This window comes from Peteryoungia ipomoeae, assembly GCF_004912165.1.
GTDB lineage: Bacteria > Pseudomonadota > Alphaproteobacteria > Rhizobiales > Rhizobiaceae > Allorhizobium > Allorhizobium ipomoeae.
The window spans coordinates 25,412-47,429 of sequence record NZ_STGV01000002.1; the positions used below are offsets into that span (position 1 = coordinate 25,412).

Annotated in this window: 18 protein-coding genes; 10 read left to right on the forward strand and 8 right to left on the reverse strand. The window is 61.0% G+C overall.

Annotation, left to right across the window (positions count from 1 at the left end; genetic code table 11):
* Window positions 1–6 precede the first annotated feature (6 nt).
* From FAA97_RS06590 to FAA97_RS06605, 4 genes are all read right to left on the reverse strand, one after another.
* The gene (locus FAA97_RS06590; protein ID WP_136597753.1) at window positions 7–912 is read right to left on the reverse strand and encodes an ABC transporter permease subunit; all 906 of its coding nucleotides are present in this window, start codon (window positions 910–912) and stop codon (window positions 7–9) included.
* Window positions 913–922: 10 nt separating this feature from the next.
* Complete coding sequence (locus tag FAA97_RS06595) at window positions 923–2,077, reverse strand: ABC transporter ATP-binding protein (protein ID WP_136597754.1); 1,155 nt, start codon at window positions 2,075–2,077, stop codon at window positions 923–925.
* An 84-nt stretch (window positions 2,078–2,161) separates the two neighbouring features.
* Window positions 2,162–3,262: a polyamine ABC transporter substrate-binding protein gene (locus FAA97_RS06600; protein WP_136597755.1), complete on the reverse strand. Its 1,101-nt coding sequence runs from the start codon at window positions 3,260–3,262 to the stop codon at window positions 2,162–2,164.
* A 136-nt stretch (window positions 3,263–3,398) separates the two neighbouring features.
* On the reverse strand, window positions 3,399–4,826 hold the full coding sequence (locus tag FAA97_RS06605; protein WP_136597756.1) for a helix-turn-helix domain-containing protein: 1,428 nt from the start codon (window positions 4,824–4,826) through the stop codon (window positions 3,399–3,401).
* Between the two features lie 227 nt (window positions 4,827–5,053).
* Between FAA97_RS06605 and aceA the strand changes: the two genes are divergently transcribed.
* Together aceA and FAA97_RS06615 are read left to right on the forward strand one after the other, a co-directional pair.
* Window positions 5,054–6,343, forward strand: coding sequence for an isocitrate lyase (aceA, locus tag FAA97_RS06610; protein WP_136597757.1), 1,290 nt, complete (start codon window positions 5,054–5,056; stop codon window positions 6,341–6,343).
* Window positions 6,344–6,451: 108 nt separating this feature from the next.
* A complete protein-coding gene (locus FAA97_RS06615; protein WP_054150807.1) occupies window positions 6,452–6,700 on the forward strand; it encodes an SMc00767 family acetate metabolism repressor in 249 nt (82 codons plus the stop codon).
* Between the two features lie 115 nt (window positions 6,701–6,815).
* On the opposite strand, the gene FAA97_RS06620 is transcribed toward FAA97_RS06615, so the two are convergent.
* A complete protein-coding gene (locus FAA97_RS06620) occupies window positions 6,816–7,691 on the reverse strand; it encodes a LysR family transcriptional regulator (protein WP_136597758.1) in 876 nt (291 codons plus the stop codon).
* 84 nt (window positions 7,692–7,775) lie between these two features.
* Between FAA97_RS06620 and FAA97_RS06625 the strand changes: the two genes are divergently transcribed.
* Window positions 7,776–8,072, forward strand: coding sequence for a hypothetical protein (locus FAA97_RS06625; RefSeq protein WP_136597759.1), 297 nt, complete (start codon window positions 7,776–7,778; stop codon window positions 8,070–8,072).
* Here the strand turns inward: FAA97_RS06625 and FAA97_RS06630 are convergent.
* From FAA97_RS06630 to FAA97_RS06635, 3 genes are all read right to left on the reverse strand, one after another.
* Window positions 8,045–10,570, reverse strand: coding sequence for a methyl-accepting chemotaxis protein (locus FAA97_RS06630; protein ID WP_136597760.1), 2,526 nt, complete (start codon window positions 10,568–10,570; stop codon window positions 8,045–8,047). The genes FAA97_RS06625 and FAA97_RS06630 overlap by 28 nt on opposite strands.
* Window positions 10,571–10,793: 223 nt before the next feature.
* Window positions 10,794–10,943 carry a hypothetical protein gene (locus FAA97_RS21050; protein ID WP_168800950.1) on the reverse strand — a complete coding sequence of 50 codons (150 nt, stop codon included), beginning with the start codon at window positions 10,941–10,943 and terminating at the stop codon, window positions 10,794–10,796.
* Window positions 10,944–11,104: 161 nt separating this feature from the next.
* Complete coding sequence (locus FAA97_RS06635) at window positions 11,105–12,286, reverse strand: BaiN/RdsA family NAD(P)/FAD-dependent oxidoreductase (protein WP_136597761.1); 1,182 nt, start codon at window positions 12,284–12,286, stop codon at window positions 11,105–11,107.
* 121 nt (window positions 12,287–12,407) lie between these two features.
* On the opposite strand from FAA97_RS06635, the gene FAA97_RS06640 reads away from it, so the two are divergent.
* The 7 genes from FAA97_RS06640 to FAA97_RS06670 all read left to right on the forward strand — a co-directional run bounded on the left by FAA97_RS06640 (window position 12,408) and on the right by FAA97_RS06670 (window position 21,812).
* Entirely contained in the window at window positions 12,408–13,844 is a 1,437-nt protein-coding gene (locus FAA97_RS06640) for a glutamine synthetase family protein (RefSeq protein WP_136597762.1), read from the forward strand.
* Between the two features lie 11 nt (window positions 13,845–13,855).
* Window positions 13,856–15,142, forward strand: a complete 1,287-nt coding sequence (locus tag FAA97_RS06645; protein WP_136597763.1) for an NAD(P)/FAD-dependent oxidoreductase — start codon at window positions 13,856–13,858, stop codon at window positions 15,140–15,142.
* Between the two features lie 3 nt (window positions 15,143–15,145).
* Window positions 15,146–15,550, forward strand: coding sequence for a hypothetical protein (locus FAA97_RS06650; RefSeq protein ID WP_136597764.1), 405 nt, complete (start codon window positions 15,146–15,148; stop codon window positions 15,548–15,550).
* 86 nt (window positions 15,551–15,636) lie between these two features.
* Window positions 15,637–17,109, forward strand: coding sequence for a glucose-6-phosphate dehydrogenase (gene zwf, locus FAA97_RS06655; RefSeq protein ID WP_136597765.1), 1,473 nt, complete (start codon window positions 15,637–15,639; stop codon window positions 17,107–17,109).
* A gap of 12 nt (window positions 17,110–17,121) precedes the next feature.
* Window positions 17,122–17,820, forward strand: a complete 699-nt coding sequence (pgl, locus tag FAA97_RS06660) for a 6-phosphogluconolactonase (protein ID WP_136597766.1) — start codon at window positions 17,122–17,124, stop codon at window positions 17,818–17,820.
* Between the two features lie 110 nt (window positions 17,821–17,930).
* Entirely contained in the window at window positions 17,931–19,748 is a 1,818-nt protein-coding gene (gene edd / locus FAA97_RS06665) for a phosphogluconate dehydratase (protein WP_136597767.1), read from the forward strand.
* 270 nt (window positions 19,749–20,018) lie between these two features.
* Window positions 20,019–21,812 (forward strand): methyl-accepting chemotaxis protein, encoded by a 1,794-nt coding sequence (locus tag FAA97_RS06670; protein WP_136597768.1) that lies wholly within the window; start codon window positions 20,019–20,021, stop codon window positions 21,810–21,812.
* The last annotated feature ends 206 nt before the right edge of the window (window positions 21,813–22,018 follow it).

Consider the following 22,018-nt stretch of genomic DNA (forward strand, 5'->3'; position numbering starts at 1 on the left):
GCCCCCTTACACCTTCTGCTGCTGGTTCTGGAAGATGGCGATGGGAATGACCAAGACCAGCAGAAGCAGGACGGCGACAGCCGATGCGAGCGGCCAGTCCCGGTTGCCGAAGAACTCGGTCCACAGCGTCTTGCCGATCATCAGAGTATTCGAGCCGCCGAGCAGGTCGGGAATGACGAACTCGCCGGTAATCGGGATGAAGCAGATCATCGAGCCGGCGATCACCCCGGGAAGCGACAGCGGAAAGGTGATTTTCCAGAAGGCTTTCCAGGGAGGGCAGCCCAGATCGCTTGCAGCTTCCAGCAGCGTCCCGTCCATCTTTTCCAAAGCCGCATAAAGGGGCAGCACCATGAAGGGCAGATAGGAGTAGACGATGCCGATGAACACCGCGAGTTCGGTGCGGTAGATCTGCACCTGCTGCCCCTCCTCCATCAGCCCCAGGGATTGCAGGAGGACGGTGAGCAGGCCCTCCGGCTTCAGAATCCCGATCCAGGCATAAACGCGGATCAGGAACGAGGTCCAGAATGGCAGGATGACCAGCATGACCAAGGTCGGGCGGATGGAAACGGAGGCGCGCGCCATGGCCAGCGCCATCGGATATCCGATCAGAAGCAGAAGCAGCGTCGAGATGAAGGCGATGCGCAGCGAGGACAGGTAGGCATTGATATAGAGCGGGTCTTCCGTCAGGAAAAGATAGTTCTCGAAATCCAGCTGGCTTAAGAAATCGCGGATTGCGGCAAAGCCCTCGAACACCGGTGTGTAGGGCGGCATTGCGATCGCCGTGTCGGACAGCGAGATTTTCAGGATGATCGCGAAGGGCGCCAGAAAGAACAGCGCCATCCAGAGATACGGCACGGCCACCACCAGCCAGCGGGCGGGGCTCGACTTCGGCGCGGTCACGGGTTCGACCATGCTCGCCTCCTCAGCGCGTCAAGACAAGACCGGCTTCGGCCGGCCAGGACAACCAGACCATATCGCCAAAGGTAATCGGTCGATCGACAAGGCGCGAAACATTGGCCTGAGCGGCGCGGAACATGCGCCCGTCATCGAGACGCACGATAAAGACCGAGAAATCGCCGAGATAGCCGATGTCCCAGACTTCGCCATGCAGCATGTTGGCGGCGGAAATCTCCGGCTTGGTCGTGGAGATGCGGACCTTTTCCGGTCGGATGGCAAAGGCAACGCTGTCGCCCGCCACGGCATTGCAGGCCTGATCGACCTTGATCTTCAAACCGTCGCTGTCGATGTGGACGATTTCGCCTGCCGCATGGCTTTCCTTGCTCTCGACCTTGGCTTCGAGAATATTGATGTCGCCGATGAAATCCGCGACATAGCGGGAATTTGGTGCCTCGTAGATTTCCGCCGGTGTCGCGACCTGCACCAGCACGCCCTTGTCCATGACGGCGATCCGGTCGGACACGGTCATCGCCTCTTCCTGATCATGGGTGACGATCAGGAAGGTGAGCCCCAGCGTCTGCTGGATGTCCATCAGCTCGAACTGTGTTTCTTCGCGCAGCTTACGATCCAGCGCGCCGAGCGGCTCGTCCAGCAACAGAACCTTCGGGCGCTTGGCAAGCGAGCGGGCGAGCGCCACACGCTGCCGCTGACCGCCGGAAAGCTGGTTGGGCTTGCGCTTGGCAAACTGCTCGAGCTTCACCAGCTTCAGCATTTCGCGGACACGATCCTCGATCTCTGGCTTCGGCAGATTGTCCTGCTCAAGGCCGAAGGCGATGTTCTTTTCGACGCTCATATGCGGAAAAAGTGCATAGGATTGGAACATCATGTTGGTCGGGCGCCGATACGGCGGCACACCCGACAGATCCTGGCCTTGCAGGAGAATGCGGCCTTCCGTGGGATCTTCGAAGCCCGCCAGCATGCGCATCAGGGTGGTCTTGCCACAGCCGGAGGGACCGAGCAGCGAGAAGAATTCGCGCTCATAGATGTCGAGCGTCAGATTATCCACCGCAACGAAATCGCCGAAGCGCTTCGTCACATTTTCAAAGCGGATGAACGGGGTGGCCTCAGGGTCAGCCCATGGTGAGAATTTACGCTTAACAGGCCCCAGTGTCTTCGCCATCTAACGATCCCAGCCGTTCACATCCGTCCAAGCATGAAGAAAAACGCCGGACGCTTGGGGCGCCCGGCGTGAGTATGTCGACCGTCAACTGCCGGTCTTGATCGTTGTCCAGACCCTGTTGAGAACGCGCTGCTCCCGAGGGCCGTAAGGCGAGATGGTGAAGAGTTTCTGCATTACGTCTTCCGGCGGATAGACGGCCGGATTGTCCTTCACGGCGGGATCGAGCAGATCCTTGGAGGCGAGATTGCCATTGGCATACTGAACATAGTTCGACGCCTTGGCGATCACATCCGGCCGCATCATGAAGTTGATGAACTCGTGGGCTTCGGCAACATTCTTGGCATCCGCCGGGATCGCCATGTTGTCGAACCACATATAGGTGCCTTCCTTCGGGATCACGTAGTTGATCTCGACACCGTTCTTGGCTTCTTCGGCGCGGGCCTTGGCCTGCAGGATGTCGCCGGACCAGCCGATGGTGACGCAAATGTCGCCGTTCGCGAGGTCATCGATATAGGCCGAGGAGTTGAAGGTGCGGACCGAGGGGCGGATTTTCATGTAGACATCGCCGCCAGCCTCGAGATCGGCAGTTTCCTTGCTGTCGGGATCCTTGCCGATGTAGTTCATCGCGATGGCGAAGGTTTCGTCCGATGCGTCGAGAATGTTGATGCCGCAGGCCTTGAGCTTTTCGGCGTTCTCCGGCTTGAAGATCGCGTCCCAGCTGTCGACGGTGAAGTCGGCGCCGAGCGCTTCCTTGACCTTGGCGACGTTGTAACCGATGCCGGTCGTGCCCCACATGTAGTTGATGGCGTATTCATTGCCCGGATCGTACTTTGCCAGGCGCTCCGAGACCATCGGCCAGAGATTGCCGATATTCGTCAGCTTCGACTTGTCGAGTTTCTGGAAAACGCCGGCCTGGATCTGGCGCGCTAGGAACGGTGCCGTCGGCACAACGACGTCATAACCGGAACTGCCGGCAAGCAGCTTGGTTTCGACCAGTTCATTGCTATCGAAAACGTCATAGACAACCTTGATGCCGGTTTCCTTGGTGAAATCCGCAAGCACGGATTCATCGATATAGTCGGACCAGTTGTAAACGTTGACGACTCGCTCCTGCGCCTGGACGGCCGATGCGATGAAGATCGTGGCAAGCGCCACGGACGCCGTGCGGATGAAATGAGCCTTCATTTTTTCTCCTGTTCCAGCCAGAGGGCGGAGCGCCCCCGATGCCATTCCCATTGTTTTTTAAGAGACTAGAAAGGAATTGCACGGGCGACAAGCGAAATTCTTCGCAGTCGCAAAGGCTTTATTAGGGACCACTTCCTCACTGGAAATCGAAGGCGGAGAGCCCCGTGACCATCTCATCTAGCCCGAGGGGACGGGTGAGTGGCGGCTCGGCCCGGGCAAGGCAACCGGAGCGTTCGCACAAGCGACAGGCAGATCCGACGGCGATTGCGGGGACGGCCCGATCCGGAAGGGCTGCTGCATAGGCCACCTCATCGCGGTTGGATGCGTCGCATGCAAAAAGCAAAGCCGTGCGGCGAATACGCTCGCCAAAGGCGGCTTGCGGCCCCTCAAGTGTCCGCGACATTGTCAGGAATGCGCTGCCGTCTGGCATCTCCACCTGCTCGACCAGAACCTGACCCGGCTGGGCAAAGGCCGCATGGACGTTGAGCTTGGGACAGCCACCGCCAAACCTGGCCTGGGGAAAGCCTTGCGCACCGGCCCTGCGGAAGCGGTTTCCGGCATTGTCGATCTCCATCATGAAGAAGGCGACACCCGTAGCACCCGGCCTCTGCAGCATGGTGAGCCGATTGGCCGCCTGCTCGAAGGATACGTTGAAGCGCGCCCGCAGCACATCGACATCGTAGCGTGCGCGGATGGCGGCGCCAAGAAATGCGCCATAGGGCATCATCAAGGCGTGCGCGGCGTAACGGGCAAGCTCGAAGCGCCCTATGCGTCGCGCCTCCCCAGACGACAATCCGAGAGCCTCCAACTCCGCCTGAACCTCTTCCCCCATCGCAAGAAGCGCCACTTCCATGGCGATCTCGCGCAGCTGATCGAACGGCGAAAGACGCTCCGACAGGAAGAGGCGCATGGAGTGGCGATCATACCGGCGGCGAAGCGATGGCATGGTCTGGACAGGGAGCGCCCGCACGACGATGCCATGGGTGCTGCGCAACCAGGTCTTCAGCGCAACGCCGAGATCGTCTCCAGCCGAGAGTCCCAGGGCGGCATGGAATGTCTCTGCCGCATCATCCAGCCTTGCGAAATGATTGGGTCTGCGCTCGAAGGCTTCGCGCACCTCGTCGATCGGCAGCCGGGCACCCGATAGCGATGTCTGATGGCCCTCTCGGGCCAGAAGGTCGGCGAGATCGGAAAGGCGGGCCGCCTGCTCGCGGTAAGCCCTGTAAAGCTTGACGATGCCGCTTGCGGCATTGGGGGCGGCCTCCGCCACTTCAATCAGCTCCTGGTCGCCCGGCAATTCGCCAGACAGCAACGGATCGGCAAAAACCTCGCGCAGCTGGCTTGTCGATCCGCCCGCCTCGCCCTGCAGCTCATCGAGATCGACTTTGTAGACGGACGCGAGCTTGATCAGCAACTGGACCGTCAGCGGCCGCTGGTTGCGCTCGATCAGATTGAGATAGGAAGGGGAAATTTCGAGCGCTTCCGCCATCGCCGTCTGGGTAAGGCCAAGGCCGTTGCGAATGCGCCGGACCCTGGGGCCGGCAAAGATCTTGCGCTCCGCCATTTTACAGATCCTTACAAGATCGGAGCCAGCTCGCGACCCAGTATTATTTACAGATTTTACAAATTTACAGCGAAAATCTGTCAAAGGCAAGACAGCATAACCTCTTTCATCTCGCTGATTTCTCGAATTTTCTGGCAGTTTTTGCAGTGCGATGTAAATCTCGTCACATCAGAGCCGACCTGCAGATGCGATTTTCTTCGGCACTTTCTGAGACAGGGAGAAGATATATGACTGATTTTGACAAGCTCGTTCCGAACGCCCCCAAGGGTCGCTTTGACGGCATTGAGCGCCCCTACACGGCGGCTGATGTCCAGCGCCTGCGCGGCTCGGTGGAGATCAAGTACACGCTGGCCGAAATGGGCGCGAACCGGCTGTGGCAGCTGATCAACGAGGAGGACTTCGTCAACGCACTTGGCGCGCTTTCCGGCAATCAGGCCATGCAGATGGTCCGTGCGGGCCTGAAGGCGATCTATCTCTCCGGCTGGCAGGTTGCCGCTGACGCCAATACCGCCTCTGCCATGTATCCCGACCAGTCGCTCTACCCGGCGAATGCCGCTCCGGAACTGGCCAAGCGGATCAACCGGACGCTGCAGCGCGCCGACCAGATCGAGACGCAGGAAGGCAAGGGCCTTTCGGTCGACACCTGGTTCGCGCCGATCGTCGCCGATGCGGAAGCTGGCTTTGGCGGACCGCTCAATGCCTTCGAGATCATGAAGGCATTCATCGAGGCGGGCGCTGCTGGCGTCCATTTCGAGGACCAGCTGGCGTCGGAAAAGAAGTGCGGCCATCTCGGCGGCAAGGTTCTGATCCCGACCGCAGCGCATATCCGCAACCTGACGGCTGCGCGTCTGGCCGCCGACATCATGGGGGTTCCGACACTGATCGTCGCCCGCACGGACGCCGAGGCCGCGAAGCTTCTGACATCCGATATCGACGAGCGCGACCGGCCTTTCGTCGACTACGATGCCGGCCGCACGGCGGAGGGTTTCTACCAGGTCAAGAACGGCATCGAACCTTGCATCGCCCGCGCCGTTGCCTATGCCCCGCACTGCGACATGATCTGGATGGAAACGGGCAAGCCGGATCTGGAACAGGCCCGCAAGTTTGCCGAGGCCGTGCACAAGGTTCATCCCGGCAAGAAGCTTGCCTATAACTGCTCGCCCTCCTTCAACTGGAAGAAGCACCTGGACGACGCGACGATCGCCAAGTTCCAGCGCGAACTGGGTGCCATGGGCTACAAGTTCCAGTTTATCACGCTCGCCGGCTTCCACCAGCTGAACTACGGCATGTTCGAACTGGCCCGCGGCTACAAGGATCGGCAGATGGCAGCCTATTCGGAGCTGCAGGAGGCGGAATTCGCAGCCGAGGTCAATGGTTACACCGCGACCAAACACCAGCGCGAAGTCGGCACCGGCTACTTCGACGCCGTGTCGCTCGCCATCACCGCCGGCCAGTCTTCAACCACGGCGATGAAGGAATCGACCGAAACCGAGCAGTTCCGCCCGGCGGCAGAATAGCATCCGAGGCAATTGTCCCTCACCCTGCCCTTTCCCCGCCAGCGGGGAGAGGGACAGAACTAAGATCCACCGCACTCAAGAACCCCTGATACCAAGAGGAGAAATGTCATGACACCCCAGACCCGAGTCAAGGAACGCGCCGAAGAACAATCCTCGGCGATGAGCACCGACCAGCAAGCAATGATCCGCATGCTGGCCAATGATCTGCACCGCCTCAACCACTCGATCATGAAGGCCGTCGATGCCGGCGTTTCGGTCGAACTCGTCCGCTCCGCCCGCCACCATGGCGGCGACGGCAACTGGGGTGATCTGCTGATCCCCGTCATCGTCACCCAGGGCAACCATCAGGCTGCCTGAACCAGTCCCAATCCGGTCGCGCCTACGGTCGGACCCACTGCCCGCACGGCAAATGCCTTCTTGGAGGCCATGCACGGTGCGGGCTTTTTTTACCCCTAGCCCGGCTCGAAACCAGTCAATCCGATGTGCTGGGGCGTTTGCCGGCGAAAATATCGCGACGGGATTTCAGGAGCTTTGACAGCCGTTCGACAACGGTCCTGATGTCGCGACGGTGGCGATCATCGTTGTTCATGACGATCCACTGGCGGTGGCGCAATTCTGCAATCTCTTCACCGACACGTTCAAGGCCGGGATCGAGGTCGCCGACGAAACAGGGCAACACGCCGGTGCCGGCGCCGGCACGCACCAGATCGTACAGCGTTCTTGGCCGATTGGCGGTGATGGCGATGCGTTCCGCCCTTTGTTCATGCGGCCAGCGAAGATAGGCGGAAACGGCCGCCTCGGTATCCACTGCGAGCCAGGGATCCAGACCGAGCCAATCGCGATTGCGCGCTCGATAGGCTGCATAGGCCACGTCGCCAGCGGCAATCGATGCGAGATTGGGCTCCTCGGGCTCGAAAGCGCGCATGGCAATGTCGCTTTCGCGGTGCGTCAGGCGTGCCCTCTGCTCGGCCACCGCAATCGCAAGCCTGAAGGTGTCCCGCTCGGTGCGGATCTGCTGCATGTTCTCGCCGACCAGCCAGGCATTCCAGGTGCCGAGCATCAACCGCACAAGGCTCTGGCCCGCCGCACCCTCACGCCACTGATCGACACGCCGGCTGCCCGCCTCGAACTCCGCGACAAAATCGAGAAGCTGGCTGCCATCTGCCGTCAGCGTGTAGCCGCTCTGGCTGCGCAGGAAGAGGTCGCGGCCGAGAGCCTGCTCAAGCTCGACCATCCGCCGCCCCAGCGTCGCGGGGCTCAAACCCGTGATCTCGGAGGCCGCAGACAGGCCACCCTGACGGGCGACAGCGACAAAAAGCTGATAGGCGTCCCAAGCGATGTTTTTCATGGATGAAACACATCGCACAGAATGGTCCGTTTATCCATCCAGATATGAAGGATAGTTTCGGTCCATCAAAGCAGGAGTTCAATCATGCACAGTCTGGTTTTGCCTTTTTATAAGAAAGAACCCCACACGATGAGCCAGAAGGAAAGGCGGGAGGCGGAAGAGCGCTTCTATAGGGAGCACGCCCATCCGCGGCTCGCCGCCTTTACCGCGTGGATGCGACGAGCAGGCACACGGGTCGAGGATGCGCAGCACCCGGCCTCGGCCGAAGTTTTAGTCGCGACAGAAGACAAGATGCGGCGGCGGGAAGACAGGTGCTCAGGCGAGGCCGGAGCTGCGAGCCGATCTTGCCACGCCTATGCCACCCGGCTCAAGGCCGGCTGAGCATCCGGTTCTATGCGGAACTGCTGCAGAAGGTCCCTCAGCGCATTCGTCTGACTGGCCAGTTCCTGGGTGGCCGCCGTGGCTTCCTCGACCATGGCCGCATTCTGCTGGGTCATCTGATCCATGCGCGTCACAGCGCCGTTCACCTCGAGCAGGCCACCGGATTGATCACGACTTGTCATCGCAATCGTTTCGACATGCGCGCTGATTTCGGCGATCTGGGTACCGATGCGCGACAGGACTTCGCCCGTTTGCTGAACATGGGATGAGCCCGCCGCGACCTCTGCCGCCGACCGATTGATCAGCGCCTTGATTTCCTTGGCAGCACCTGCCGAGCGCTGCGCAAGCTCACGGACCTCCTGGGCAACAACGGCAAATCCCTTGCCGGCTTCGCCGGCACGAGCGGCCTCTACACCTGCGTTGAGGGCGAGGAGGTTTGTCTGGAAGGCGATCTCATCGATCACGCCGATAATACTCGAGATCTGGCGAGAGGCCTCCTCGATCCGTCCCATGGCGGAAATTGCACTGCCGACCACCATGGCAGATTCATCCGCATTCTTCTTCGCTTCGCGCACGACACCATTGACCATGTCGGCCCGCCCCGAAGACGCCCGAACGGCTTCGGTAATCTGGTCGACGGCGGCTGCGGTTTCCTCCAGCGAGGCAGCCTGCTGCTCGGTGCGCCCTGCAAGATCGAGCGCAGAATGGGCCATCTGCCGGCCGTTGTTCTGGATCTCGTCCACATTGCCGGCAATCTGCCGCATGGTATCGCGCAGGCGTGCCAGAGACAGGTTAAAATCGGTGCGCAGGCGCTCCAGCCGACCGTGGAAACGCTCTTCAATCTCGAAGGAGATATCGCCCACAGCAAGGCGCTCCAGAGCCCGGGCCAGCTGGCCGACGGCATGATCGATCTGCTGGTCGAGCGCCTGCTTTTCCTCGTCATTGCGCTGGCGCTCGGCATCGGCCGTCATCTGGTCTCGCTGACGGTCATGCTCCATCGCGATCTTGGCACGGGCATTCGACTTGAAGACAGACAGGGCTCGCGCCATGGCGCCGATCTCGTCACCACGCCCGTCTCCGGCGATACCGGTTTCCAGGTCACCTTCCGCCAGACGCTGCATGGTGGCCGTGATGCGTGCTATCGGGCGCTGCAAAGTCACAACCAGGGCAAAGCCGCCGATCAAGGCCAGAATGACGCCGGCGATTGTCGTGCCGATCGAAAGCTGGTTGGCCTCCTGGCGTTCTGTGCCGGCTACATCTTTCTGCAGATCGGCAAAAGCGGTGAGCGAGGACCAGATGGCGTCCATGGCGCCGGTGGCCTCGGCAAAGCTCGCCTCGCGGGCCGTTCCGGTCTCGATGAGCTTGGCTGTGTCCTCGGCAAGCGCCGCCATGATCGGCGTCATCGATCCGACCAGGCTGTCATAGAATACCTTGTCGGCAATGCTGCCGCCCAGGATGGCGAGATTGTCGCCAATCAGCTTGATCTGGCGAATGACGGGCTCGCGCGCCTTTTCATCCTTTGCGGCAAGAAAGGCCGTGGTTGCGATGCGAAGGTCGTAGACATCCGAAATCAGCGTGCGACTTCCGACCTGGATTTCGGCGGATTGGACGGCAGCGGTCTCGACCGTTGCAAAACGCTCGGCAGACAGGGCGTATTTGGTTTTCGCAGCAGCGCGCAGGATTGCTTCGAAGCCCTTGAAGCGGCTGACCATGCGACTTGTGTCGATTGCGGCTTCCAGGCTGAGATCGGCTTTTTGCAGCAGGGCTTTCAAGTCGGACACGGCTGCCTGATAGTCTTTGGCCATCGCCTTGTTTTCAGGCGGCAGGGCATTGGTGACCTTGCGCTGCGTCTTCACCAATTCGCCGACCTGAGCCGCAAGATAGGAATGCTGCGCTTCCGGAAGTCCGGCCGCGAAGTAACCTTTGACGAAGGCTGCCATGTGATCGGCGCCAGCTGCCAAGCGCTCGGCCTCGCGGAGCGCGGCCTTGGCTTCGTTTTCGCCGGCAAGCACGGCGCGCTCCAGCTTCAACGCTTCGTCGGATACGCGAAACTGCTGGGCCATCAGCCCCTTGAGGTGGTCGTTGATGGCAGCCACCCGTTCGGTTTCCTGCTGGTGCAACTGCCACAAGAGATCGATCTTCTGCTGGATCTCGCCCGTGCCGACCACCGCCTGCCCGAGAAAACTGCGCCCGGCGCCGGTTTCGCCAATGGCGGCAAGATTGTCTTCAAGGTTTTTCGTCTGGTCCGACAGGCCGCTGATCACCGCATCGCGGTTCTCCTCGGAAGCGTTTGCCAAAAAGCTGTTCATCCGGGCCGTAACATCACGGAACCCATTGAGCGACCGCATCGTGCCGTTTGAAATCTCCATGCGCTCCTGCAGCAGGCCCGAGGCATAGAGGCCCATGAAGCCGACTGCCGAGATCGACAGCACAAACGGCAGGACAAAGGCCATGACCTTGGTCGATATGGAAAAACGCGAAAAAAATCGATCGAACATGCTTCCCCCAAGCCGGGCACAACAGCCCACGATCACATTCGTCGTGCGCAGCACCCCTCCCGGCGCTTTGCACAAACATGCGTCAAACTTCGCCGACAAATGTCAATTTGAGGTTAAATGCTGAAAAGCTGATCTGCCGATTGGGGACACCTGCTGCAAGCACCGCCACGCAATGCCGATCTGGCGCTTGGCCAGATCACAGGGAGATTGAAAGCACTTCGGATCAGCCGAGGAATTTCAGAGCCAGCAGCGTCAGAGCGACGGTGGCAGACAGGCAGGACACGGTGAGATAGGCAACCTGGCGGCGGAATTCTGCGGCCTGGCGGGTCGCAGCAATCGCGATGGCGCGGGGTTTACGGATTTCCTTGGTCATCGGCGCCTCCTGGCTTGGCACATCACCTGTTCGTCTTCGCCTGTTCAATGGCCCAGCCCCGTGGGCAGGTCGCGCTGGCGGCATTCTGTCAGACTATGACGAGCATGTTAACAAGTCCTGAAATTTGCGCTGATTGGCAGCAAATGGCAAGGGATTTCCGCTCAGACGCTTTCACCCGCCGCATGCCCCGAGGCCCAGGCCCATTGGAAATTGTAGCCGCCGAGCCAGCCCGTCACGTCGACACACTCGCCGATGAAATAAAGCCCCGGCACCGATTTCGCTTCCATGCTGCGGCTGTCGAGGTGGCGGGTGTCGACGCCGCCCAGGGTCACTTCGGCCGTGCGATAGCCCTCCGAGCCGGCGGGCTTTATCTTCCAGCTTCGGATGCGGTCGGCAAGGGTGGCCAGTGCCTTGTCGGGCAGATCGGCGAGCGGACGCTCCAGCCTCGCCGTTTCGGCAAGATACTGGGCAAGTCGCTTCGGCAGGTGGTGGGCGAGGACTGTCTGCACCTGCTGGCGGCCGTTTTCCTGCTTGGCTGTCTTCAGCAGGGCTGCGAAATCAACGCCCGGCTCGAGCGACAGAGTGATCTCGTCGCCCTCCCGCCAATAGCTGGAGATCTGCAGGATGGATGGACCGGACAGGCCGCGATGCGTGAAGAGCAGCGCCTCGTTGAACCGCGTCTTGCCGCAGGCAACGTCGGCATTGACCGCGACGCCCGACAGGTCCGAGAGTTCGCCAAGCAGGTTCGGCTCAAGCGTCAGCGGCACGAGGGCCGGCCGCGTTTCCGTGACCGACAAGCCGAATTGCTCGGCAATACGATAGGCAAAGCCTGTTGCGCCCATCTTCGGGATGGATTTGCCGCCACATGCAACGATCAGGCTTGAAGCGTGGATCTGGCCTTGGCTGGTTGAAAGGCAGTAGCCGCCCTCATCCCGGGCGACCTCCGAGATTTCGCAGGAGAGCCTTAGTTCGACGGCCACCGCGCGCATCTCTTCGAGCAGCATGCGGATGATGTCCTTGGCGCTGTCATCGCAGAACAATTGCCCCAAGGTCTTTTCATGCCAGCCGATGCGGTGGCGGTCGACCATGGCGATGAAATCCGCCGGTGTGTAGCGCGCAAGCGCTGACTTGGCGAAATGCGCGTTCTCGGAGAGATAGTTCTTCGGTCCGGCATGGAGATTGGTGAAATTGCAGCGCCCGCCGCCGGAAATGCGGATCTTTTCACCCGGCGCTTTCGCATGGTCGAGCACGATGACGGAGCGCCCGCGCCGACCGGCTGCGATGGCCGCCATCATGCCGGCGGCCCCTGCCCCGATAATGGCAACGTCATAGTTTCTGGCCATGGCCGCACTCCTGAAATTCCGTCGCCTGTCTTGGCAAAGTCGCCATCAAAGTCAACGTGTCCCCTCGCCAAAGGCCAAACTCCGGTTATGATGGCCCCCATCAACAACGAACTGGTGAGACATGCCCGCGAAGAAATCCATGCCGAAAGCCCAGAACGCAGCCTCCAAAAAAGCGGTTGTACCGCCGGACCCGGGATCGCTGCGCGGCGTTTCGAACTGGACCGAGGCGGCAAGCTGGCTGAGAGCCCGCGGCATCGAGGATATCGAATGCATCACGCCCGACCTCGCCGGCGTGCCGCGCGGCAAGATGATGCCGTCTTCGAAGTTCACCTCGAACACATCGCTTGCTCTGCCCTCGGCGCTCTACCGCCACACCATCTCCGGGGAATATCCCGACGAGACCGAGAATTTCCGCTACGAACCGCGCGACAGCGACCTGAAACTGCTGCCGGATCTGTCCACGCTCTCCGTCGTGCCCTGGGAAAGCGACCCGACCGCCCAGGTGATCTGCGACATCGTCAATGTCGACGGGGAAAATGTCTCCTACACGCCGCGCAACGTTTTGAAGAACGTTCTGAGGCTCTATGAAGACAGGGGCTGGAAACCGGTCGTGGCACCGGAGATCGAGTTCTATCTGGTCGCGGTGAATGATGATCCGGACTATCCGCTGCATCCGCCGAAGGGACGATCCGGCCGTTCGATCGTTGGCGGCCAGGGCTATTCGATTGCCGGCATCAATGAATTCGACGAGTTGATCGACGACATCTACCACTTCTCGGAAAAGCAGGGCCTCGAAATCGATACCCTGATCCATGAAGAAGGTCCGGCGCAGCTGGAGATCAACCTGCGCCACGGCAATCCGATCGAACTGGCCGACCAGGTCTTCATGTTCAAGCGCACCATTCGTGAGGCGGCGCTGAAGCACGGCATCTACGCCACCTTCATGGCCAAGCCGATGCAGGGCCAGCCGGGATCGGCCATGCACATCCACCAGTCGGTCGTGGATATCAAGACGGGCAAGAATGTCTTCTCCAAGCCGGACGGCACAGCCTCGCCGGAATTCTTCCACTTCATCGGCGGCATGCAGAAATACGTGCCCAAGGCGCTGGTCATGCTGGCGCCCTATGTGAACTCCTATCGCCGGCTGACGCCGGATATGGCAGCGCCGGTCAACAATGCCTGGGGCTATGACAACCGCACGACCGCTTTTCGCGTGCCTGTCTCGGATGCCGCCGCACGGCGCGTCGAAAACCGGCTGCCGAGTTCGGATGCCAACCCCTATCTCGCGCTCGCAGCCTCGCTTGCCTGCGGTTATCTCGGCATCATCAAGGAGATCGAACCGACGGCACCGGCTGAAGGATCCGAGAACGAAGGTTCGATCGACCTGCCGCGTGGCCTTCTGGAAGCCGTGGCGCTTATGGAAAGCGAGCCCGATTTCGAGGAGGTTTTCGGCAAGGAGTTCATTGGCCTCTACGCCGGCGTCAAACGCGGTGAGTTCGAGACCTTCATGCAGGTGATCAGCCCCTGGGAGCGCGAGTTCCTGCTGCTCAACGTCTGACGGAGGGCGACATGGCCTGGCAAAGCCCGATCGCACCGGGGATTTCCTGGTATCAGGACAGTGTCGGAGAGCGTCCGGACTATACGGCGCTCGACGGTTCCATCTCGACCGATGTCGCCATTATCGGTGGCGGCTTCACCGGCCTGCAGGCGGCCTATAACCTGGCGAGGCTCGGCGTCTCCGTGGTCTTGATCGAGGGCCATCGCTTCGGCGATGGCGCGTCGGGCCGCAATGGCGGGCAACTCGGCACCGGCCAGCGCGCCTGGCCGGACGAGCTCGAGGCAGAGCTTGGTTTCGAGCGCTCCAAGGCGTTGTTCGACATGGCGGAGAATGCCAAGCGCTACCTGCTGGATTTCGCCGAACAGCACGGCATCGACATCGACTATCTGCCGGGCCAGATGAACGTAGCGCATAAGGCGAAGTATGCCGGCGAATATCGCCGCTCGGCCGAGATCATGGCGGCGCGCTACAACTATCCGCATGTCGCCTTCATGGAACGCGACGAGACGCGGCAAAGGCTTGGCTCCAACCGCTATCATTACGGCGTCCGCGATACCGGCACAGGCCACATTCATCCGCTGAAACTGCTTGTCGGACTGGCGCGCGTAGCGGCAGGTGCTGGCGCGCAGATCCACGAGATGACGCCCGCCTCCGCCATTCGCCAGGCGAGCGGCAAGACGCTGATCGATACACCGAAGGGCACGATCACCGCCGACCGCGTTCTGATCGCCACCAATGCCTATATCGGCAATCTGGAACCGGTGACGGCCGCGCATGTGATGCCGATCCGCTCCTTCATCGGGGCGACGGAGCCTCTCGACAAATTTTCATCGATCATCCCCGGCTCGGAGGCCGTGGCCGACAGCCGGTTCGTCGTGCGCTATTTCCGCAAGAGCCGCGACGGGCGGCTGCTCTTCGGCGGACGCGAAGCCTATACGGCCGACAGTCCGCGGGACATTTCGAGCCATATCCGGCGGCAGATCGCCGAGATCTATCCGGATCTGGGCACGATCACGATGACGCATGCCTGGGGCGGCTCCGTCGGCATCACCCTGCCGCGCAAGCCTTTCGCGCGGGATGTCCTGCCGGGAGTGACCTCGCTTGCCGGCTATTCCGGACACGGCGTGATGCTGTCCAATTATGCCGGCAAGATGTATGCGGATACCGTGGCGGGCAATGCGCGCGAACTCGATCTGTTGAAGGACCTGAAAATCCCGGCCTTTCCGGGCGGCGCGACGCTCAGAAAACCGCTGCTGTTCCTGGCCCTGACCTGGTATGCACTCAGGGATCGAATGTGACTGATGGCAACAACATCTTGTGCAACGAGCCGTGGCGACAGAGTGACCAGGATCGGCTCGGCCTTTGGCCTCCAGGACTACGCCATAACCGACAGCTATCTGCGTGCCCATGGCATGGTGGTGGGGACACCGGCGTGGAATGTGGCGACCAACCTGCCGCATTACATGGGTGCTATCGGCGGCATTCCTATTTTTGTACCAGCACGACAGGCTGAACGGGCAATAAAGCTGCTGGAGGCGGTGGCAGCCGCGCCAGACAGCGCGGGGCGCCGACGCAGCAGCACTTACCATGTCACGATCGCCTTGCTGTGCATTGTCCTCACCGGGTTTGGCGCAGCCCCACCTTCCTCCGGTCTTGTGGTCAATCGCCGTGACCATACCTCAGGTCGCCCGCATGAGATGCCGTAATCGCAAAATCCACCGTTCCGGGGTGGCTTTTTTAAATCGATTAGATTAGAACACCTCCAACCAAATTGCCGAATGAGAGATGCCGCATGAGCAGCCAGATCATCCCCGTGGAACCCTTTGACTACGTCGTCTTCGGCGGCACCGGTGACCTTGCCGAGCGCAAACTGCTACCGGCGCTCTATCATCGTCAGCTGGCCGGGCAACTGACCGAGCCGACCCGGATCATCGGTGCATCGCGCACCGCGATGACGAATGAAGAGTATCGCAATTATACGCTTGCCGCGCTGAAGGAGCATCTGAAGGCTGAAGAGCTTGAAGAGACCGAGGTCGCGAATTTCCTGGCGCGCATCCACTATGTCTCTGTGGATGCCAAGTCGGACCAGGGCTGGGACGACCTGAAGAAGCTGCTCGATACCGGCAAGGACATTGTCCGCGCCTTCTATCTGGCCGTCTCCCCATCCATCTTCGGCGATATCGCCGACAAGATCCGCGACCACAAGCTGATCACCAAGTCGACGCGCATCGTGGTCGAGAAGCCGATCGGCCGTGACCTCGCCTCCGCCCAGGCGCTGAACGACACGATCGGCAAGGTGTTCAAGGAAGAGCAGATCTTCCGCATCGACCACTACCTCGGCAAGGAGACGGTGCAGAACCTGATGGCGCTGCGCTTTGCCAATGCCCTCTATGAGCCGCTGTGGAACTCCGCCCATATCGACCATGTGCAGATCACGGTGGCCGAATCCGTCGGCCTCGAAGGCCGCGTCACCTATTACGACAAGGCCGGCGCGCTGCGTGACATGGTGCAGAACCATATCCTGCAGCTGCTCTGCCTCGTTGCGATGGAGGCCCCCTCCTCGCTCGACGCCGAAGCCGTGCGTGACGAGAAGCTGAAGGTGCTGCGCTCGCTGAAGCCGATCACCGACGGCAATGTCGAGAAGCAGACGGTGCGCGGCCAGTACCGTGCCGGCGCCTCGGCCGGTGGCCCGGTCAACGGCTATCAGGACGAACTGGGCGCGGCTTCCGACACGGAAACCTTCGTTGCGATCAAGGCCGAGATCAACAACTGGCGCTGGGCGGGCGTGCCCTTCTACCTGCGCACGGGCAAGCGGCTTGCCACCCGCATGTCGGAAATCGTCATCGCCTTCAAGCCGATCCCGCATTCGATCTTCGGCGAGAGCGCCGGCCGCATCGAGGCCAACAAGCTGGTGATCCGCCTGCAGCCGGACGAAGGCGTCAAGCAGTGGCTGATGATCAAGGATCCAGGCCCGGGCGGCATGCGCCTGCGCCATGTCTCGCTCGACATGAGCTTTGCCCAGGCCTTCGACGTGCGCAATCCCGATGCCTATGAGCGTCTGTTGATGGACGTCATCCGCTCGAACCAGACGCTGTTCATGCGCCGCGACGAAGTGGAAGCGGCCTGGAACTGGGTCGACCCGATACTCAAAGGCTGGGAAGAGATCGGCCAGAAGGCGCAAGGGTATACGTCCGGCACCTGGGGCCCGAGCCAGGCCATCGCGCTGATCGAGCGCGACGGCCGCACCTGGCACGAAAACGACTGAGGCTGACGCACCATGCCGTACACCATGCACAACTTCGACAACGGCGCGGACCTTGCGCAGGCCCTTGCAGACCGCGTTGCGGCAAGCCTCGCCGCTGCAGTAAAGGCCCGGGGCGAAGCCACGCTCGCCGTTTCCGGCGGCTCGACGCCGAAGGCCTTCTTCGAGGCGCTCTCGACACGCGCGCTGGACTGGGGCAAGGTCAAGGTGACGCTGGTCGACGAACGTTTCGTGCCCGCGGACAATGCACGGTCGAACCATCTTCTGGTGAAGACCCATCTTCTCAAGGCAGAGGCAGCGCAGGCCGCGTTTGCGCCGCTCTACCGCCCGGAAAAGACGATCGAAGACGCGGCACGTGCCGCCTCGTCAGCGGTGCCCGGCATGGATCGCCCGTTCGACGTGGCGATCCTCGGCATGGGCACGGATGGCCATACGGCGTCTTTCTTTCCCGGCGGCGACCATCTCGCGGCAGCGCTTGACCTGAACGAACCCCGCCGGGTGATGACGATGGAAGCGCCAGGCGCCGGCGAGGCCCGTCTGACACTATCATTTTCAGCGCTGCACGATGCAGGCCTGCTGATCGTGCATATCGAAGGACCCGAGAAGAAAGCCGTGCTCGACAAGGCTCTCGCCGGATCCGACGAAGCCGAAATGCCCATCCGCGCGGTGCTTGAACGTGCTGCGACCACGCCCGACATTTACTGGGCATCCTGACCTGACGTGCGGCCCCGCCAAGGCCGGGGCACGCACATAAACAATCCCTGGGGCCAAAGTCCCGTGCGCGGCATGCGCCCAAGCGTCCGCGCCAGATGGAGTTTAATCCAATGAGTGCAGACCGCCGTATCGAAGCCATCACCAAGCGGATCGTTGAGCGATCCAAGCCGACCCGCGAGGTCTATCTCGACCGGACGCGCCGGGCGATTTCCAAGGGCGTGCATCGGTCGACACTGTCCTGCGGTAACCTCGCGCATGGCTTTGCCGTCTGTTCCCCCCGCGACAAGGATGCCCTCTCAGGCGATGTCGTGCCGAACCTCGGCATCATCACCGCCTATAACGACATGCTGTCGGCGCACCAGCCGTTCGAGACCTATCCGGCCCTTATCCGCCAGGCCGCCTCGGAAGCCGGTGGCGTGGCGCAGGTGGCCGGTGGCGTGCCCGCGATGTGCGATGGCGTCACACAGGGGCAGCCGGGCATGGAGCTTTCGCTGTTTTCGCGCGACGCAATTGCCATGGCAGCCGGCATCGGCCTCAGCCACAACATGTTCGACAGCACCGTCTATCTCGGCGTCTGCGACAAAATCGTCCCAGGTCTGATGATTGCAGCACTGACCTTTGGCCACCTGCCCGCCGTCTTCGTGCCTGCAGGTCCGATGACGTCCGGCCTGCCGAATGACGAGAAGTCGCGCATCCGCCAGCTCTATGCAGAGGGCAAGGTCGGGCGGGCAGAACTGCTCGAGGCGGAATCCAAATCCTATCACGGCCCGGGAACCTGCACGTTCTACGGCACTGCCAACTCCAACCAGATGCTGATGGAGATCATGGGCTTCCACATGCCCGGCGCCTCCTTCATCAATCCCGGTACGCCCCTGCGTGACGCATTGACCAAGGAAGCCACCAAGCGGGCACTCGCCATCACGGCACTCGGCAACGAGTTCACGCCGGCCGGCGAGATGATCGACGAGCGCTCGATCGTCAACGGCGTGGTCGGCCTGCATGCGACCGGCGGCTCGACCAACCACACGCTGCATCTGATCGCCATGGCGCGGGCCGGCGGCATCCAGCTGACCTGGCAGGATATCTCCGATCTTTCCGACATCGTTCCGCTTCTTGCCCGGGTCTACCCGAACGGGCTTGCCGACGTGAACCATTTCCATGCCGCAGGCGGCATGGGCTTCCTGATCAAGCAGCTCCTCAAGGCAGGCTTCGTGCATGACGATGTCCGCACCGTCTACGGACAGGGGCTCTCGGCCTACACCATCGATCCGAAGCTTGCCGAAGACGGTACGGTTTCACGCCAGGCGTCATCGGAGGAAAGCGCCGATCCGAAGGTGCTGACGACCATCGACAAGCCGTTCCAGCCGAATGGCGGCCTGAAGATGCTGACGGGAACGCTGGGCAAGGCCGTGATCAAGATTTCGGCGGTAAAGCCCGAACGGCATGTGATCGAAGCCCCCGCCATTGTCTTCCACGACCAGCAGGAACTGCAGGACGCCTTCAAGGCCGGTAAGCTGGAACGGGATTTCATCGCCGTAGTGCGCTTCCAGGGGCCGCGGGCCAACGGCATGCCGGAGCTTCACCGCCTGACCCCACCGCTCGGCGTGCTGCAGGATCGCGGCTTCAAGGTGGCGCTCGTGACCGACGGGCGCATGTCGGGCGCGTCCGGCAAGGTGCCGGCCGCCATCCATGTGACACCCGAGGCCGTCGACGGTGGACCGATTGCCAAGATCAAGGATGGCGACATCCTGCGCCTGGATGCGATTGCCGGCACGCTTGAGGTTCTGACCGACGCTGCAGAGTTCGCCGCGCGACCGCTTGCAACGGCTGATCTCGACGGCAACGAGTTTGGCATGGGACGTGAGCTTTTCGCCAATTTCCGGCGCATCGCGGGGCCTGCCGATCAGGGCGCAAGCGTCCTGTTCTAAGCCGACTTCACGGGAACAAAACAGACGAGGGTCGCGATGCATCGCGACCCTTTTTTGTTCTCAATTTTTTGACAAAAAACAAATGTGAAGGGTTTTCCAGCCACTTAACACTTTCGATACCGCTAATTTTGTAGATTTGAATGCAGATTGGTCCACAGAATCAGACGGGTAGACACGAGCTCCCGAAAAGCTCGATTTTGCGTGACTTTGTCTGCCTTCGCATTTTGCGGACGGCGCGATTTCCTCAATCTGGCAAAGGACCAGGCGCAAATGTTCGGCATGTCCTCTAACAAAAATTCGCAACTCGCCTCACTTGAGGTCATCACCGCAAAAATCATGATCGCGGACGTGAACCTGAACATTCGGTATATGAACACTGCGGTGAAGGACCTCTTGCGCGACGCCGCAAGTGACTTGAAAAAGGAATTGCCGCGCTTTGAATTCGACAAGCTGATCGGCAGCAACATCGACATCTTTCACAAGAACCCCAGCCATCAGCGCAACATGCTGGCCGCGCTGAAAAACCAGCACAAGGCGACGATCTGGGTCGGACATCATGCATTCGACCTCATCGTCACCCCGCTGATCGATGGGTCCAAGACCACCGGCTTCGTCGTGGAATGGGCAAATGCCAAGGAACGGCTGGAGAACCAGGACTACAGGGGCCAGTTGCACGCAATCAGCCGCTCGCAAGCGGTCATCGAATTTACGCCGCAGGGCGAAATCCTGCATGCCAACGAAAACTTCCTTGCCGTGACCGGCTATACGCTCGCGGAAATCAAGGGCAAGTCACACCGGATCCTGCTGGCCCCAGGGCCTGAGGGCGACCGCTACTTCGAAGAAATATGGAACGATCTGCGCGCCAACAAGCCGCGCATCGGCGATATCGTGCGCTACGGCAAGGGCGGCAAGAAGCTTGATCTAAATGCTTCGTATAACCCGATCGTCGACGAAAAAGGCAATGTCGTAAAGATCGTCAAGTTCGCGAACGACGTGACTGACCGCGTTCACGCGGTGTCAACGATCGGCGGTGCGCTCAACAAGATGGCAAAGGGTGATCTCAGCTTCCTGATTGACAAGCCTTTTGCGCCTGACTTCGAACCACTGCGGACAAACCTGAATGAAGCACTTAACCAGCTGTCCGATGCCCTGAGCGCAGTCTCGCTTTCCACCGACCAGCTGGATAGCGGCAGCCGGGAAATCAGCCACAGCGCCAATGACCTGTCGAAGCGCACCGAGCAGCAGGCGGCAGCCCTGGAAGAGACGGCAGCGGCTTTGGACGAGATCACGGTCAATGTCAGCAATGCGTCCAAGCGTGCTCAAGAAGCGCGACATGCAACAGAGACAGCCAACCAGAGTGCCACACGCTCTGGGGAAATCGTTGCCGAGGCGGTGGAAGCCATGGCGCGGATCGAGCAATCCTCCAACCAGATTTCCAACATCATCGGCGTGATTGACGAGATCGCATTCCAGACGAACCTTCTGGCGCTCAACGCCGGCGTCGAGGCGGCGCGCGCTGGCGAGGCCGGCAAGGGCTTCGCCGTCGTTGCCCAGGAAGTCCGCGAACTTGCCCAGCGCTCCGCCCAGGCCGCGAAGGAGATCAAGGAGCTTATCCGCAATTCATCGAATGAAGTTGATCGCGGCGTCAAACTTGTCAGCGAGACCGGCGGCGCTTTGAAGACGATCCAGGAAAACATCATAGCCGTCAACGATCATATGCAGGCTATCGCCAGCTCGGCACGCGAACAGTCGACCGGTCTTTCCGAAGTCAATTCTGCCGTCAACCAGATGGACCAGGTCACACAACAGAATGCGGCGATGGTCGAGGAATCCAATGCGGCCAGCGCATCGCTTGCACAAGAGACCATGCGTCTGCGCGAACTGATCAGCCGCTTCCAATTGGGCAGCAAGTTTGCGCAACAGGCAGCGCAGCCGAGCACATTCGGTTCGCGCCCGATCGCCTCCCCTTCCCGCGGGGACATGGCCATCGGCCGCCCGCAATCGCGCCCTGCAATGAGCTACGGCAATACGGCCCTGAAGCAGGATGAATGGCAGGAGTTCTGATCTCCTGGTGAAACCTTGAGAGCGGCCGGCGCACTTGCAGCCGGCCGCTTCTGTTTGGTCGTAAGACGAACTGCAGGTGCCGGGATCATTCCAGCAGTTTCAGGTTCCAGCCCGAGACGACACTGCGAAACGAAATCACCCGCCGCAAGTTTGTCCATGCGGCGGGCGGTTATGTTTTTACTCAGGATGTTCCAGTTGCCGGCACC

What these genes read in the sequence shown, in the direction of transcription:
- aceA (WP_136597757.1), top strand. Translation starts at nt 5,054, where the DNA reads ATGACTGATTTTGACAAGCTCGTTCCGAACGCCCCCAAGGGTCGCTTT.
- FAA97_RS06635 (WP_136597761.1), bottom strand. Translation starts at nt 12,286, where the DNA reads ATGGCCAGAAACTATGACGTTGCCATTATCGGGGCAGGGGCCGCCGGC.
- FAA97_RS06650 (WP_136597764.1), top strand. Translation starts at nt 15,146, where the DNA reads ATGGCAACAACATCTTGTGCAACGAGCCGTGGCGACAGAGTGACCAGG.
- FAA97_RS06605 (WP_136597756.1), bottom strand. Translation starts at nt 4,826, where the DNA reads ATGGCGGAGCGCAAGATCTTTGCCGGCCCCAGGGTCCGGCGCATTCGC.
- pgl (WP_136597766.1), top strand. Translation starts at nt 17,122, where the DNA reads ATGCCGTACACCATGCACAACTTCGACAACGGCGCGGACCTTGCGCAG.
- FAA97_RS06640 (WP_136597762.1), top strand. Translation starts at nt 12,408, where the DNA reads ATGCCCGCGAAGAAATCCATGCCGAAAGCCCAGAACGCAGCCTCCAAA.
- FAA97_RS06590 (WP_136597753.1), bottom strand. Translation starts at nt 912, where the DNA reads ATGGTCGAACCCGTGACCGCGCCGAAGTCGAGCCCCGCCCGCTGGCTG.
- zwf (WP_136597765.1), top strand. Translation starts at nt 15,637, where the DNA reads ATGAGCAGCCAGATCATCCCCGTGGAACCCTTTGACTACGTCGTCTTC.
- FAA97_RS06645 (WP_136597763.1), top strand. Translation starts at nt 13,856, where the DNA reads ATGGCCTGGCAAAGCCCGATCGCACCGGGGATTTCCTGGTATCAGGAC.
- FAA97_RS06670 (WP_136597768.1), top strand. Translation starts at nt 20,019, where the DNA reads ATGTTCGGCATGTCCTCTAACAAAAATTCGCAACTCGCCTCACTTGAG.
- FAA97_RS06630 (WP_136597760.1), bottom strand. Translation starts at nt 10,570, where the DNA reads ATGTTCGATCGATTTTTTTCGCGTTTTTCCATATCGACCAAGGTCATG.
- FAA97_RS06615 (WP_054150807.1), top strand. Translation starts at nt 6,452, where the DNA reads ATGACACCCCAGACCCGAGTCAAGGAACGCGCCGAAGAACAATCCTCG.
- FAA97_RS21050 (WP_168800950.1), bottom strand. Translation starts at nt 10,943, where the DNA reads ATGACCAAGGAAATCCGTAAACCCCGCGCCATCGCGATTGCTGCGACC.
- FAA97_RS06600 (WP_136597755.1), bottom strand. Translation starts at nt 3,262, where the DNA reads ATGAAGGCTCATTTCATCCGCACGGCGTCCGTGGCGCTTGCCACGATC.
- FAA97_RS06595 (WP_136597754.1), bottom strand. Translation starts at nt 2,077, where the DNA reads ATGGCGAAGACACTGGGGCCTGTTAAGCGTAAATTCTCACCATGGGCT.
- edd (WP_136597767.1), top strand. Translation starts at nt 17,931, where the DNA reads ATGAGTGCAGACCGCCGTATCGAAGCCATCACCAAGCGGATCGTTGAG.
- FAA97_RS06625 (WP_136597759.1), top strand. Translation starts at nt 7,776, where the DNA reads ATGCACAGTCTGGTTTTGCCTTTTTATAAGAAAGAACCCCACACGATG.
- FAA97_RS06620 (WP_136597758.1), bottom strand. Translation starts at nt 7,691, where the DNA reads ATGAAAAACATCGCTTGGGACGCCTATCAGCTTTTTGTCGCTGTCGCC.